General features: G+C 70.2%; 14 protein-coding genes. 5 read left to right on the top strand and 9 right to left on the bottom strand.

Annotated elements, in window-relative coordinates:
- Window positions 1-60: 60 nt before the first annotated feature.
- On the bottom strand, window positions 61-1,110 hold the full coding sequence (locus tag ACFY5A_RS04990) for an SDR family oxidoreductase (RefSeq protein WP_387232151.1): 1,050 nt from the start codon (window positions 1,108-1,110) through the stop codon (window positions 61-63).
- 83 nt (window positions 1,111-1,193) lie between these two features.
- Here ACFY5A_RS04990 and ACFY5A_RS04985 point away from each other — a divergent pair, with 83 nt between their 5' ends.
- Together ACFY5A_RS04985 and ACFY5A_RS04980 are read left to right on the top strand one after the other, a co-directional pair.
- Window positions 1,194-1,511, top strand: coding sequence for an ArsR/SmtB family transcription factor (locus tag ACFY5A_RS04985; RefSeq protein ID WP_387232149.1), 318 nt, complete (start codon window positions 1,194-1,196; stop codon window positions 1,509-1,511).
- 88 nt (window positions 1,512-1,599) lie between these two features.
- Window positions 1,600-2,058, top strand: coding sequence for a hypothetical protein (locus tag ACFY5A_RS04980; protein WP_387232147.1), 459 nt, complete (start codon window positions 1,600-1,602; stop codon window positions 2,056-2,058).
- Between the two features lie 13 nt (window positions 2,059-2,071).
- Here the strand turns inward: ACFY5A_RS04980 and ACFY5A_RS04975 are convergent, their stop codons facing one another.
- Complete coding sequence (locus ACFY5A_RS04975) at window positions 2,072-2,698, bottom strand: RNA polymerase sigma factor (protein ID WP_387232145.1); 627 nt, start codon at window positions 2,696-2,698, stop codon at window positions 2,072-2,074.
- Between the two features lie 283 nt (window positions 2,699-2,981).
- Here ACFY5A_RS04975 and ACFY5A_RS04970 point away from each other — a divergent pair, with 283 nt between their 5' ends.
- Window positions 2,982-4,382 (top strand): InlB B-repeat-containing protein, encoded by a 1,401-nt coding sequence (locus ACFY5A_RS04970; protein WP_387232143.1) that lies wholly within the window; start codon window positions 2,982-2,984, stop codon window positions 4,380-4,382.
- A 116-nt stretch (window positions 4,383-4,498) separates the two neighbouring features.
- On the opposite strand, the gene ACFY5A_RS04965 is transcribed toward ACFY5A_RS04970, so the two are convergent.
- From ACFY5A_RS04965 to ACFY5A_RS04945, 5 genes are all read right to left on the bottom strand, one after another.
- The gene (locus tag ACFY5A_RS04965; protein ID WP_387232141.1) at window positions 4,499-5,503 is read right to left on the bottom strand and encodes a hypothetical protein; all 1,005 of its coding nucleotides are present in this window, start codon (window positions 5,501-5,503) and stop codon (window positions 4,499-4,501) included.
- Window positions 5,504-5,589: 86 nt separating this feature from the next.
- Window positions 5,590-7,368, bottom strand: a complete 1,779-nt coding sequence (locus tag ACFY5A_RS04960) for an RNA polymerase sigma factor (protein WP_387232139.1) — start codon at window positions 7,366-7,368, stop codon at window positions 5,590-5,592.
- Window positions 7,369-7,447: 79 nt separating this feature from the next.
- Window positions 7,448-7,813: a DUF3592 domain-containing protein gene (locus ACFY5A_RS04955; protein ID WP_387232137.1), complete on the bottom strand. Its 366-nt coding sequence runs from the start codon at window positions 7,811-7,813 to the stop codon at window positions 7,448-7,450.
- Window positions 7,814-7,869: 56 nt separating this feature from the next.
- Window positions 7,870-8,718, bottom strand: a complete 849-nt coding sequence (locus ACFY5A_RS04950) for a S1 family peptidase (protein WP_387232135.1) — start codon at window positions 8,716-8,718, stop codon at window positions 7,870-7,872.
- A 149-nt stretch (window positions 8,719-8,867) separates the two neighbouring features.
- The gene (locus ACFY5A_RS04945) at window positions 8,868-9,653 is read right to left on the bottom strand and encodes a DNA/RNA non-specific endonuclease (protein WP_387232133.1); all 786 of its coding nucleotides are present in this window, start codon (window positions 9,651-9,653) and stop codon (window positions 8,868-8,870) included.
- 174 nt (window positions 9,654-9,827) lie between these two features.
- Here ACFY5A_RS04945 and ACFY5A_RS04940 point away from each other — a divergent pair, with 174 nt between their 5' ends.
- Window positions 9,828-10,613, top strand: a complete 786-nt coding sequence (locus ACFY5A_RS04940; protein ID WP_387232131.1) for a hypothetical protein — start codon at window positions 9,828-9,830, stop codon at window positions 10,611-10,613.
- Between the two features lie 21 nt (window positions 10,614-10,634).
- Here ACFY5A_RS04940 and ACFY5A_RS04935 read toward each other — a convergent pair whose 3' ends face one another.
- Entirely contained in the window at window positions 10,635-11,291 is a 657-nt protein-coding gene (locus tag ACFY5A_RS04935) for a histidine phosphatase family protein (RefSeq protein WP_258132638.1), read from the bottom strand.
- A 65-nt stretch (window positions 11,292-11,356) separates the two neighbouring features.
- Window positions 11,357-11,800 (bottom strand): MarR family transcriptional regulator, encoded by a 444-nt coding sequence (locus ACFY5A_RS04930; protein WP_344011047.1) that lies wholly within the window; start codon window positions 11,798-11,800, stop codon window positions 11,357-11,359.
- 75 nt (window positions 11,801-11,875) lie between these two features.
- Here ACFY5A_RS04930 and ACFY5A_RS04925 point away from each other — a divergent pair, with 75 nt between their 5' ends.
- Window positions 11,876-12,835 carry a zinc-binding alcohol dehydrogenase family protein gene (locus ACFY5A_RS04925; RefSeq protein WP_387232129.1) on the top strand — a complete coding sequence of 320 codons (960 nt, stop codon included), beginning with the start codon at window positions 11,876-11,878 and terminating at the stop codon, window positions 12,833-12,835.
- Window positions 12,836-12,837: the final 2 nt, after the last annotated feature.

The following is a 12,837-nucleotide window of genomic DNA, read 5'->3' as shown; positions in this document are numbered from 1 at the left end:
CCCCACCGCGGCGGCGTGGACGAGCGATCGACGCGCCGGCATCCGCCGGCGACCGATCCTTCACGGGATGATGCGCTGATCGCGCAGGTCCTGGAAGATGCGCAGGAACATGGCCTCGGTCTCGACGTACTCGTGGAAACCGGCACGGCGTGACTTGGAGGTGTCGGCGATCACGTCGTAGTCCCAGCCGAAGACGAAGTCGCCGAACTGCCAGGACGACACGTCGCTGTACGGGGTGGGCAGCAACCCGTGGCGCTCGACCATCGAGTCCCAGAGGTCCGACTTGTCGGCCATGATCTCGCTGAGGCTCATCGGAAGAGGCGGCGCCGTGTCCAGGTCGAAGAACGCCGCGATCTTCGGCCACATGGTCGACCAGCGGTAGATGTCGCCGTTCGTGATGTTGTACGCCTGGTTCCGGCTCTCGGGGTTCGTGGCCGCCCACGTGGTCGCCTTGGCCAGAAGGTCGGCATCCGTCATCTCGATCAGGCTGGTGTACGCGCCGGGCTTGCCGGGGAACCGCAGAGGGATGCCGAGCTCCTTGCTGATCGAGGCGTAGACCGCGATCACCATCGCGAGGTTCATCGGGTTCCCGAGGCCCACTCCGGCGACGACCGAGGGTCGCAGCGCCGACCACGACCACGAGGCGCCCTTCTGTCGTCGCTCGAGGAACCGCTGCTGATCGACGTTGAACTCCGGCGGCATGTGGGGAGGGTCGTCTTCCTTGGCGGGGGTCGCGAAGGGCCCGAGATGAGCGCCGTAGACCTTGTAGCCCTGCATGAGGCTGATGTGCTCGAGTCGAGGGGCTGTGGGTTCGATGGCGTCGACGACGTTCGTCAGCATCGCGAGGTTCGGCGGGACGAGTCCGGCCCAGGTCGGGCGATCCTGATACGCGGCGTAGAACACGTGCGTGACGTCGGTCAGGGTCGAGAGCTTCGAGACGGTGTCTTCGCGGTCGAGCAGGTCCACGGCGATGTGCTGCACCGCCCCGGCATCCGCACCTCCCCTCCGCGACAGACCGATGACCCGCCACCCGCCCTCGCGTTCCAGGTGGGAGATCAGGTTCCCTCCGATCACTCCCCGCGCACCCACAACCATCGCGACCCCGCCCATGACGCTCCCATCGTTAAATCGTATTTTTACGATCTATGTCTAGCATGCATCGATAAATCGCGATACTGCAATATGCTTGGGGAATGGATGACGGAGATACGAGCGGCGAGCTGATCGTGGCCTTCAAGGCGCTCGGGCATCCGACGCGTCTGGCGATCCTCGGTTGGCTGAAGGACCCGGGTTCGTTCCCTCCGCAGGATCAACCCGCCGAAGACGTCGGCGTGTGCCTGAAGCACATCCAGGCGCGAGCGAACGTCTCCCAGTCGACGGCCTCGCAGTTCATGGCAACCCTGCAGCGCGCGAACCTCGTCACGTGCACCAGGGTCGGCCAGTGGTCGCACTATCGGCGCAACGAGGAGCAGATCGCCCGTCTCGGCGCACTCGTGGGCACCGCGGTCTGACCCTCGGCCCGCATCCGAGCGGCCTGCTATCGTGCGGATGGCCGCTCGGCGAGAGACCGCGGTGCCGTGAGCCCTGAGGAGGACTTCCGTGAGCCCTGATCTGTTCCAGATCGTCCTGTGGGGAACGACCGGACTTCTGCTGGCGGGTCTGTGCACGTTCTGGTGGCGGCAGGACGTCCGCGAGCGCCGAGACGCAGAACTGGTGAAGCGCTGGCGGAAGGGCACGGTGTGGAGCGCCGACACTTCCGCCAGGGTCGTCCGCGTCGCTCGGGTGGAGCCCGGGCGCGCGTGGCTCGACGGAGATCATGAGATCGAAGTGATCCTGCCCGATCACGTGACGGACCTCGACACTGGGTGGTATCTCCACGTCACGGGATGGGTCCCCGCGGCGCGCGCGGTATCGAAGGGCGAATCGGTCACCCTCGATGCCGACCACGTGCTCGACGCGTTCCCTCCCCACACTCCCGCGCTCGACGACAAGCTGGCGGGCAGAGGAGAGCGCAGGCCGAGATTCTTCAGCCGGCTGCTCGGATTGCGCGGGATGTAGGCGGCATCCGCGCTCAGGCGCAGATGGCGTGCCGTGCCGCAATGGCGGATTCGCGCTCCTCCAGAAGACGGCGGAAGTTCGCCTTGGCGCGCTGCGCGAGCGACGAGATCGCGGATGCCGGTCGGTCGAGCCGCACTTCGAGATCTCTCGGCTTCGCCCCCTCGATGTGCATGGCGGTCAGGACGATGCGCTGATCGTCGGGAAGCAGGCTCAGGATCTCGTGGACGGCCGCGACGTCGCGCTCCAGATCGATCTCGGTCAGGCGGGGGTCGTTGTCGGCGGCACGCTCCCACGACGAATCCAGGTTCCAGGTGCGCGAGCGGGGGGAGCGGAGCTCATCCGTCACGCGGTTCCGCATCGCACGAGCGAGATAGGCGGCCAGATGGGTGCGCGGGCCGGTGCCGCGGGCCCAGAGCGCCAGCACGGAGACGATGGCTTCCGACAGGAGGTCGTCGGCATCCATCACGTTCCCGGCGATGCGGCGCGCCATGGCGGTGAGCATCCGCAGGTTCTGGGCGAAGTACTCGCCGGCGGCGGCGCGATCTCCGTCGGCGGCCGCCGCGATGAGCGCGGCGTTGGCGTCGGTTTCGGCGGACAGGGTGGGCGCGGGCAGCGTCAGGGCGACGAGAGTCGACGGCACAGGGGTCTCCGGGGAGGCGGGCGCACGGAGGCGGCAGGGGTATGGGGGGCGAGGGACGAGAGACGCGCAGGCCTTCGGGGGCGCGTGCGCAGAACGTCCTCATAAGAAGAGACGACGCAGCGCGGATTGTGTTACACGAATCCTCCGTCACAGTTGCATAACGGTGTATCGGTGGGGGTCGGATCTCGCGATCTCCGACAGATTCCACGCCTCGTCTCGTTCTCTTCTTCGGAACATCTCTGTCTTCTGGGGGCAGAGCATCGCACGCTGGGGAGAACACACGATGATTCGCACTATTCGGCGACGCGGCATTCTGCTGCTCGCACCCGTACTCGCTCTGACGGGACTGCTGACGCTCACGGCCACGTCCGCGCAGGCGGCGACGACGACCGTCACCGACTGGACCACTCTGGATGCCGCCTTCGACGCCGCCGCCGACGGCGACGTGATCGTCCTCGGCGCCGACATCGACGCGAGCGGAACAGCCGACTATCTCGGCGTCCCGTCCGGTGCAGGCGTCACCCTCGACCTGAACGGCCACTCGCTCACCCTGGCTCCCTTGACGGGGCCGGGTCTCCACGTCGGAAGCACCTCGACGCTCACCGTCGACGACTCCGTCGGCACGGGCCGCCTCGAGGCGGTCGGCAGCGCGAACCCCGCCGACCCGTGGCCCTACTTTCCGGGAATCGGCAGCGACACGACCGACCTGACCGCCGGCGCGTTGACGATCCGGGGAGGCGACGTGATCGTTCGCGGAGGGCAGTACGCCGCCGGCTTCGGCGGGTCGCGGTTCGTCGGCGGCGGAGCGCTCACCATGACGGGCGGCTCGCTGACGACTCAGAGCGGCACGTTCGCCTCGGCGGCAGGCGCCGGCTACCTCGTGTCGAACGACTCCTACGCGGGTTCGGTCACGGTCGTCGGAGCCGAGGATGCGACGGGTCTGCCGACCCTGTCGGGCAGCGGCAGCGCCGACACCGAGCCGTCGCCGGTCATGTACACGTCGCCCACCACCGGCATCATCGTCACCGGGCATGCGAACAGCGCCGTCGCCGACCAGGGCGCCCTCGTCCTCGCCTTCCACTACCGCGTGACCTTCGCCTACGCCGACGGGACCACCGCCGACTCGACGCAGATCGTCGACTGGGGCAAGACGCCTCTCGTGCCGGCCGACCCGGTGCGCCCCGGCTACACGTTCGCGGGCTGGGCGTCGTCGGTGCCCGGCGTGACGCCCGCGGATCACGTCACCGCTCCGGTGACGTTCACGGCACAGTGGGTCGCCGCGCCCGTCGACGTGGTGTTCGACCCGGCCAACGGCGACGCGACGACGTCGCAGAGCGTCGCACCCGGCCAGGCGCCGGTCGTGCCGGCCGATCCGGTGCGCGCGGGCTACACGTTCGCCGGATGGGCGTCGTCGATCCCCGGCACGACGCCGACCGACCCCGTGACGGTCGCAGTGACCTTCACCGCGCAGTGGACGGCTGTCCCGGTGATCCCTGACACGCCCGACACGGGCGGGACGACGCGCGGGGCGACCGTCGGGAAGACGCCGAACGGGAGTGCCACTCTGGCGATCACCGGCGGTCAGGTGCCGTCGCTGTGGGCGCTGATCGGACTGCCGCTCGTGCTGGGCGGCATCGCCCTGCTCGTCCGCACTCGTCGACGGACGGGTTCCGCGACGTCCTGATCACCGCATCCTTCGCTGAGGTCCCGCAGACGTCCTGACGGCGTCGGCGGGACCTCTCGCTGTCACCGCCGGGTTCGCCCACGAGCTGCCGGTCGGGGCCCGGTGGGGTCGGTGCGCTAACGCGGGCACGTCTCCGGTCGGGGGATGCCGTGGATCTGCGCCCACTGCGCCTGCAGCTCCCCGCCGAACTGGGGCTCCGGGCCGGTCAGCTCCGGTGCGCATCCCGAGGTGCTGAACCCGCCGATCACCTGACCGGGAACGGCGGTGAGGGCGACCGTGTAGGGCTCCTCGCCCGGTGTGGCAGCCTCGAGCACGGTGCGGATCGCAGGCCACCCCGAGGTCTCGGTGAGCGCCCGGTCGGGCGGGATGCTCGGGGCCATCCCGGTCGGGATCCTGAAGCGGAGCCGCGGAGGAGACCCCGTGAAGACGTCGACGTCGAATTCGAGCTCATGGTCGGGGTCGCTCGCGACGAAGCCGAGGTAGGACGCGTCGAGTGCGTGGAGCGTCGCACTCAGTGAGGCCGAGACGGGGGACTCGACGGTGGAGCCGTCTCCGATCGCGAGAGTGAGCCCGTCGGTGCGGGTCTGCATCGCGAACTCATCGAGAAGATTCGCCTGCGCGGCAGGGGAGAGACCCTCGTTCGGCACGTGGATGGTGCGCCCGTCTCCTGCGGATGCCGAGATCGGCATCCCGCGCTGCGCCCGGCTGAGCCACTCCTCGACGAAGGCCACTCCCGTCGGCGGAGTCCCGGGAGCGAGCGAGAACGACGCGTCCTCATTGGTCGTGAGGGACATCCGCAGCGACGTCGCGCGCGAGCCGGTGACCTCGTACTCGTCGAATCCGCCGTCCTTCGACGACAGCCACGTGGTCATCACGTGGTGGGCCTCCTGCGCCGTCACTCCGGCCTCGAGCGTGACGCTCGTGTCTCTTGAGATGCCCGCGTCGAATCCGCCGTCGTCCACGACGCAGGATGCCGAGGCGACGCCGGGCAGCGGCTGGAGGACCTCGCAGGTCGCCGCTGCAGCGCGTTCCGCCTCGGAGACGTCCAGGGGCGAAGAGCAACCCGCGAGGGAGACGGTCACCACCGCGACGGCGAGGACCGCCCACACACGAGAACGCATACGGCGATACTTCCATGAGGTGATCGGCTCCTCGGTCCGCACCGCCCGAGCCGCGCCGTTCAGGGCGCGATGGCGCCGCGCCTCGCTCAGGGATCGACGACCTCGAAGATCCCCCCGCCTCCGCGCGGCCAGGAGGGGTCGCGGGTGGGGTCGACGACGTCGACCGGTGCGGTGATCCCCGGACCGGAGTACCAGTCGGCGTCGATGACGGAGAAGGCGAACGGGTACCACCCGTCGGCGAGCATCCTGATCCGACGGGTCGCGTGGCCGGTCGCATCCAGGGTGATGGTCGCGTCGGTCTTGGGGGTGGAGGCCCAGATCGTGCCGTTCGGCGGCCCGGTGAGGGAGATGACGATCCCCGTCGTCCGGGCCTCCTCGAGCGGTATCGGCCCCTCGATCTGCTCGAACCCCTGCACCGTCGGGGTCTGCACGGTGATCGTCCCCGTCGTCGCGAGCGACTGCTCGGTGGGGGTGAAAGCCCACACGGCGTAGTCGTACGCCCCGGCGTCGAAGGCGAGAGGGCGGGTGTCGAAGGTCCACGATCCGTCCGGTGCGACATCGACCTCGTACCGTTGCGATGCGAACTCGATCGCGACGGAGTTTCCGGGGGTCGTGCGGCCGGTGATCTGGGGGGCGAGGTACGCCGTGACATCGGGTGGAGACGTGAGACCAGGGGTCAGCGTCGGCATCCCTCCGGGGTCGGTGCCGGGGCCGGGGACCTCGGGCCCGGCGGGCTGAGGCGCCGGGGGAACGTACTGCGAGACCGGCTCCGCGCGGAAGTCGACGAGCGGAACGTTCGGGTCCGAGTTCCAGCGCCCGAGCCGCGGCGGCAGCGGCACGGTCGTCACGGGCGTGGAGGTCGGTGTGGTGCCGGTCTGACCGAGCGACGCCCCATCGGGCGTCGGTGTCGTGACCGGTACCTGCACGTTCGTGTCGGCGAGGGCCGGTGCATCGATGTCCCCCGGCTGGAGGAAGAAGGAGCCGAGCAGGATGCCGCCGACGGCCAGCACGCCGACACCGCCGGCGAGCAGGCTGGCGATGCCGGTGCCGGCTCCCGTGAGGAGGATGCTGGCGGCCACCGCCGTGCCGGGAGCGAGTGCGCTCGTCGCGGGCAGCGCGACGCCGAGTGCGCCGAAGCCTGCGGCGGAGAGAGTGACGCCCTGCAGTCGCCGCGCGTCGGTGCGCAGGCTCACGAGCAGGTCGCTGCACATGTCGCACGACTCGAGGTGCGTCGTGATCTCGCGGGCGAGGAGCTGGTCGTCGGGCTCGGAGAGGTGCCGAGGGAGCAGGCGCGCGGCGTGGGTCTCATCCTCGCGCAGCACGACGGGCACCTGCCGCGTCAGCCACTGGAGTTTCAGCCCGGATCGTGCCCGGCGGTGCAGCGCGGAGACCGCGTTCGGCTTGATGCCGAGCTCGCGGGCGATCTCCGGTCTCGCGACGTCCGCGACCTCCGACAGCCAGAGCACCTTCTGCCAGCGCTCTGGCAGCTCTTGGAAGGCTCCGAGCAGCTCGTTCGCGTTGGACTCCCGCTCGACCAGGCTCAGCGCGTCGCGGAAGTCGACCGCATCCGCCTCCACGGTGTCGTCGAACCTGCTCGCCTCCTTGCGCCAGCGGATCGCGGTGTTGCGGATGACGGCCTTGAGGTAGGAGCGGAAGGCGAAGTCGGGGCCCGTGCCCGAGGTCGTGATCTGCTGGTAGATCGCGAGGAACGACTCGGAGGCGAGATCCTCGGCGCGGGAGGGGAGCATTCGACGGGCGTATCGCAGGGCCGCGCCGATGTGGCGCTCCCACAGGACCACGTAGGCGTCGCGCTCGCCGTCGCGCAGCTCTCGGAGCAGCTCGGCGTCGCTCCGGGGGTCTTCCATGCAGGCGACTCCGAACCGTCATATCGATATTTCCCACCCCATGATAGGAGAGCGCGGGGCCTCGCGGGGCGACTCGCCGCTACGCGAGTGCCAGCGCGGAGAAGACGACTCCGGCGACGGCGCAGAGCACGCCGGCCGCGATGAGCGCGCCGCCGTTCCACCGGAGCTGCGCGGGTTGGGATCGAGACGGGTCGGCGGGGTCGTACGCGACGACGCAGGTGCCGCCGTGCGGCGGACGGAACATCACCTTCACCCTGGCGACGCCGGAGCGGCCGACGCCCTCGGCGGTGACGTAGTCGTACCGGGAGGGCGACCAGCGCAGCGACGGGCCGATCCACCGCCCCTCGACGCGCGTCCAGTGCGACGGCACGAGAGCGCGGACGCGGAAGCCCGCGAAGGCGACGAGGGCGCCCGTGATCACGAGCATGAAGGCGGCGATGAACACGTGCCCCCCGATCGGTCGTCCTGCACCAGTCGAGTGTAGAGGGAGCGCGCCGCCGGCTACTCGTTGGCCGCCATCGTCTGCGAGACCCAGTCGCGATACGCCGTGACGTCGGTGTAGAGCCCCGGGCCCTTCTCGCAGGAGGGCGACATGGCGCCCGGTCCGGACGTGACGCCGATCAGCTCCCAGCGTCCGTTGCTGCCGCGCTGGATCTGCGGGCCGCCGGAGTCGCCGTTGCACGCCATCGCATCGGCCTTGTGGCTCACCGTGCACAGACGCGTGACGCCGGCGAAGCCCGGATCGCACTCGGACGCGTCGCCACGGAACGTCTCCAACTGCCGCAGCTTCTTGGACATCTTCCACTTCGTCGGGTTCTGCTCGGGCGTGGTCAGACCGAACCCGAGGATGCGCGTGGCGCTGCCGGGATCGGCTGCATGATCGGCGATCGCGATCGGTCGCTGAGAGACCGGCTTGTCGAGGCGGATCAACGCGATGTCGTTCTGATTCGGCATCCCCTGGGCGTAATCGGGATGCTGGAACACCTGCACCATGTCTCGGACGGTTCCACCCGAGGTGCGCTTGTCACTGCCGACGCGCACCGTGCCCTCGGCGAACGACCCGATCTCCCGATCCACGCAGTGCGCGGCGGTCACGACCCACTCCGGTGTGATCAGCGCCGCGCCGCAGCCGCCGTCGTCGAGCCCGGCGAGCGGCGCCGTGATCGGAATGCTCGCCATGAACGGGTATTTCTCGGACGCGGCGGAGCCTCCGACGATCGTCTTGACCGTGGTCGGCGCTGCGCTCGCCGCCTGTGCGGAGGCGAGCGAGAGCACGAGGCCGCAGGCCGTGACGGCGATGACGCCTGAGGCGCGGGTCAGCGTGCGACGAAGCGCGGTGTTCGAGGTCATGAGGGGTGCCTTTCCTGAGCGGTCGAGGTGACCGGACGTCATACCTCGACGTTAGAAAGGAACCCGCGGCGATCCCATACAGCGGGCTGCCGAAGCGGGGTGGGGCTGGCGCCACCCCACGGTGCCGCAGGGGAGGTGACGTGCCGGTGTCAGAGCACGATCTGGTCTGCCGTGGTCAGCTCGCGCCATCCGTCCGCGCGTGCCCCGGGGGTCGCGAGCACATCGGCATCCGTCAGCACGCCGAAGTCGACACCGGTGACGCGGGCGATCTCCGCCACAGGCACCTGGAACGTGCGGAACGCCCCGAGCGGCGGAGCGGCGAGCAGCCCCTCGCTGGTGTCGACGAGCGCGGACTGGTCGAGGATGAAGCCCGCGCAGGAGAGACCGGCTGCTCCCGACCAGGCCGCGACCTTCCAGTACCGCAGCGGGATGCGGATGCCGCGGTACGGCGGGTCGTCGTCGGCCAACACGGGCGCGGTGAAGACCGAGATGCGCTGGGCCGTGGCCTCGGCGTAGGCGAGCACATGGTCTTCGAGTCCGAGCCAGAGCTCCTTGGACTGGTTGAAGCCGGCGGCCTGCGGTGCGGCGTTCGTGTAGAAGAACGTGGCCTCCATCGCCGCTCGCGCTTCGGCCGTCTCACCCCAGCCCGGGTCGCGGCGGCGCACGAGGTGACCGCGGTCGAGGTCGTTCCGCGCGTACACGGCGGGGCCGGTCTGCGCGGCGTCGTCGACGCGCGGGTCGAGGCGCCACTCTCCCGCGCGCGGCAGATCGAGCAGGCGGGGGCCGTCGATGTTCACCCCGGTCGCCGCCGCGAGTCGACGACGCCGGTCGAGCAGCACGGTGAAACGCGGGTAGTCGAGAGCGTGCACATCCTGGGCCGGATGCGGCAGCGCCACAGCGTTCGAGAGGAATCCGGGGTCGTAGCCGTCGGTCATGCGACCATCGTGCCCCATGCCGCCGACATGGTCTCCGGACGGCGCCCGACCGGGCGTGCCATCGGCGTGGGGGCTCCGTTCGCGACCGGTGCGGAGACGTCGGCGATGTCATAGCCTGGCGGGGTGATTCCCGCACCCCGCCGCATTCCTGCTGGACCAGAACTCGAACTCCTCATGCGACTGTACGGTTACCGTTTCACCCGCACGGGCGGTGTCGCCGGGGCCGAGGCGTCGCGAGAGGCCGCCGACGAGGCCGAGGCCGAGTCCTCGGGGTGGCCGATTCGTTCCGTCGAACGTTGCACACCTGTTGAGATCGTCGAGCGGTCGATCACCGCGGCTACGGCGCTTGACGAGGATGCCGTGCTCGGTGCGTTCATCGCAGGCCTCGGCAGCGCCTGGCACGGACGCCAGACCGTGATCTCCTTCGCGTGGGCACGGCACCTCGCGGCCGCTCCCGTGGCGGAGAACTGCGTGCCCGACTGCGGGCTGGCGGCGCGACAGGGGAGTGCGCTCGAGTTCGATGCGACCGAAGTGCTGCTCCGTCTCGCACTCGGCTGGGCCTGGAACGAGCAGCCGCATCACTACCTCCCCGATCTCGAGACCGCGGCCGCAGAGGGGCTTCCGGCTCCCACTGAAGATGACAGGGAGCGGCTGCGCACTCTGCTCGAGGTGATCTCTGCCCAGCCGGCCGGCACCCGGGCAAGCGAGCTCGAGCGAGCGATCGCCCGCGCCAAGGTGGTCGCGGGCGCGGACAAGTATCAGCGCTACGGCATCCTCATCGGACTCGCCGAGTACGGGGTGCTGCCGAGCACCCTCCCGCCCAGCTGGGACAGGTTCGTCTCCCGCGAAGAGGTCGCCGATGCGTGGTCGGGTGGGCCCCGATCTGACATCACACCGCCTCTCTCCGGATGGCGCGGCGGCATCGACGCGGATCGCGCGGCGCGACTGCTGGCGATCTGAGGCCCACCGGGCCCACGCGGGCTAGGACTCCGAGGGCTTCAGCGGCAGCTGCGGGCCGTGGTTCCAGGCGAGGATGGCGGGCTGCTCCCTGGTGTAGCCGAGAACCGACACCGAGCCGGCATCCAGCGTGATCTGCGCGCCGAACCGGGGCGCCTCGCGGAGGAACACGGCCGTGAGGATGCGCAGGTAGTGGCCGTGCGCGATCAGCGCCACGTCGCCGTCGGCCATCGCCGGCAGCACCCTCGTCAGCACGCGGGACGCCCGTGCGGCGACCTCCTCGACGGTCTCGCCGGGGGTCTCACCGCGGATCACGCCGTGGTTGAACGCCGTCCAGTCGTAGCCGAGCTCGGCGCGGATGTCGGCGCTGGTCCGCCCCTCGTACCCGCCGTAGTCCCACTCGACCAGCAGCGGGTCGATCTCCGCGTCGAGTCCGGCGAGCTCCGCCGTCCGTCGTGCGCGCTGCAGCGGGGAGGTCAGGATGAGGCCGAAGTCGTAGCCGCGCACCAGCCTGCCGGCCGCTGCGGCCAGCTCCTCGCCGTGGGCGGTCAGCGGTATGTCGGTGCGTCCGGTGTGGCGGCCGCTCTTCGACCACTCCGTCTCTCCGTGCCGCAGCAGCACGAGCTTGCCCTGCGGATTGTCGGGGGCGGGGCGATCGGGCAGAGGGTCAGGAGCATCCACACCGCCACCGTAACCCCTCGCGAACACCCACGGGCGATTCCGGGCGCCGCGGCCGCCGGCCTCGGTCACCGGATGTCGAACCCGGACTCCTCCGCCTCGGCGATGAGGAGGCGGCTGATCAGGCGCACGAGCGTCGTGCGCTCGGCCTCCGGCAGATGCGCGAGCAGGCGCGACGCCTCCGCGTCGAACTCGGCTTCGCCCGCTGTGGCGCGTGCGCGGCCCTCGTCCGTGAGGCGCACCTGCACCGCGCGACCATCGTCGGGAGAGCGGAAGCGCTCCACGAGTCCCCGCTTCTCAGCGCGGTCGACGAGCCCGCTGATGCTCGACTTGTCCAGGCCCAGGCGGGCGCCGAGCTCGCTCATGAGCGGCGTCCGGTCGCGCAGGATGCCGAGCATCCGGCCCTGCACCACCGACATCCCCTGGGCGGCCGAGCGCTCCTCGAGGATCCTCTGCACGAGGAAGGTCAGCTGTGCCAGGGCATCGGCCGGGGAGAGCGCGGCATCCGTCATGGGAACAGTCTAGCCAAATGGTTCGCGATGCGTACTATTATAGTTCGTGACACGAACCAATAAGGAGACACAGCCATGATCCACACCGATGCCGCCGTCGTCACGAGATTCGACGAGCCACCGCACTTCCTTCCGTTCGACCTTCCCGAGCCGAAGGAGGGCGAGGTCGTCGTCGATGTGCTCGCGGCAGGCCTCCACCCGCGCGCGCGCTCCGGTGCGAGCGGAGCGCACTACACGAGCACCGGAGCGCTTCCGCTCATCCCCGGCGTCGACGGCGTCGGCCGCCGCGCCGACGGCGCACTCGTCTACTTCGCCGTCGATGACACCCGACACGGCACGATGGCGACGAAGGCCGTGATCGATCCGCGGCGCACGATCGCCCTGCCCGACGGTGTGGATGCCGTGAGGATCGCCGCGGCGATGAACCCCGCGATGTCGTCGTGGGTCGCGCTCCGCCGTCGCGTCGCGTGGACGCCCGGCGCATCGGTGCTCGTGCTCGGGGCCACAGGGAACGCCGGAGTCATGGCGGTGCAGGTCGCCAAGCTGCTGGGCGCCGGCGAGGTCGTGGCCGCCGGGAGGGATCGGGGTCGGCTCGCACTGGTGGGCGAGTCCGGCGCCGACCGCACCATCGCCCTGGACGATGCCTCCGCGGATACCGAGCTCGCCGACGCGGCCCGCGACGTCGATGTCGTCCTCGACTACCTCTGGGGCGTGCCCACCGAACGTGCGATCAGGGCGGTGCTGACCGCCAGGACAGACCGGAGCCGGCCGCTCGACTGGGTGGAGATCGGCTCCGTGGCGGGCCCCGACATCACGCTCCCCTCGGCGGCGCTGCGCGCGGCGCACCTGCGTCTGATCGGCAGCGGGCAGGGGTCGATCGGGCCGCGCGAGTACCTCGCCGAGCTCCCCTCCCTCGTCGAGGCGATCGGCGAAGGCCGCATCTCCGTGCAGACCCGCACCGCCCGCCTCGCCGACGTCGAGTCGGTCTGGAGCGAGCCCGAGGCGCCCGGCATCCGCACCGTGCTGGTGCCGTAGAG

It is taken from the genome of Microbacterium sp. NPDC012755, assembly GCF_042901325.1.
Taxonomy (GTDB): domain Bacteria; phylum Actinomycetota; class Actinomycetes; order Actinomycetales; family Microbacteriaceae; genus Microbacterium; species Microbacterium natoriense.
This window is presented reverse-complemented; position numbering and strand designations above follow the sequence as displayed.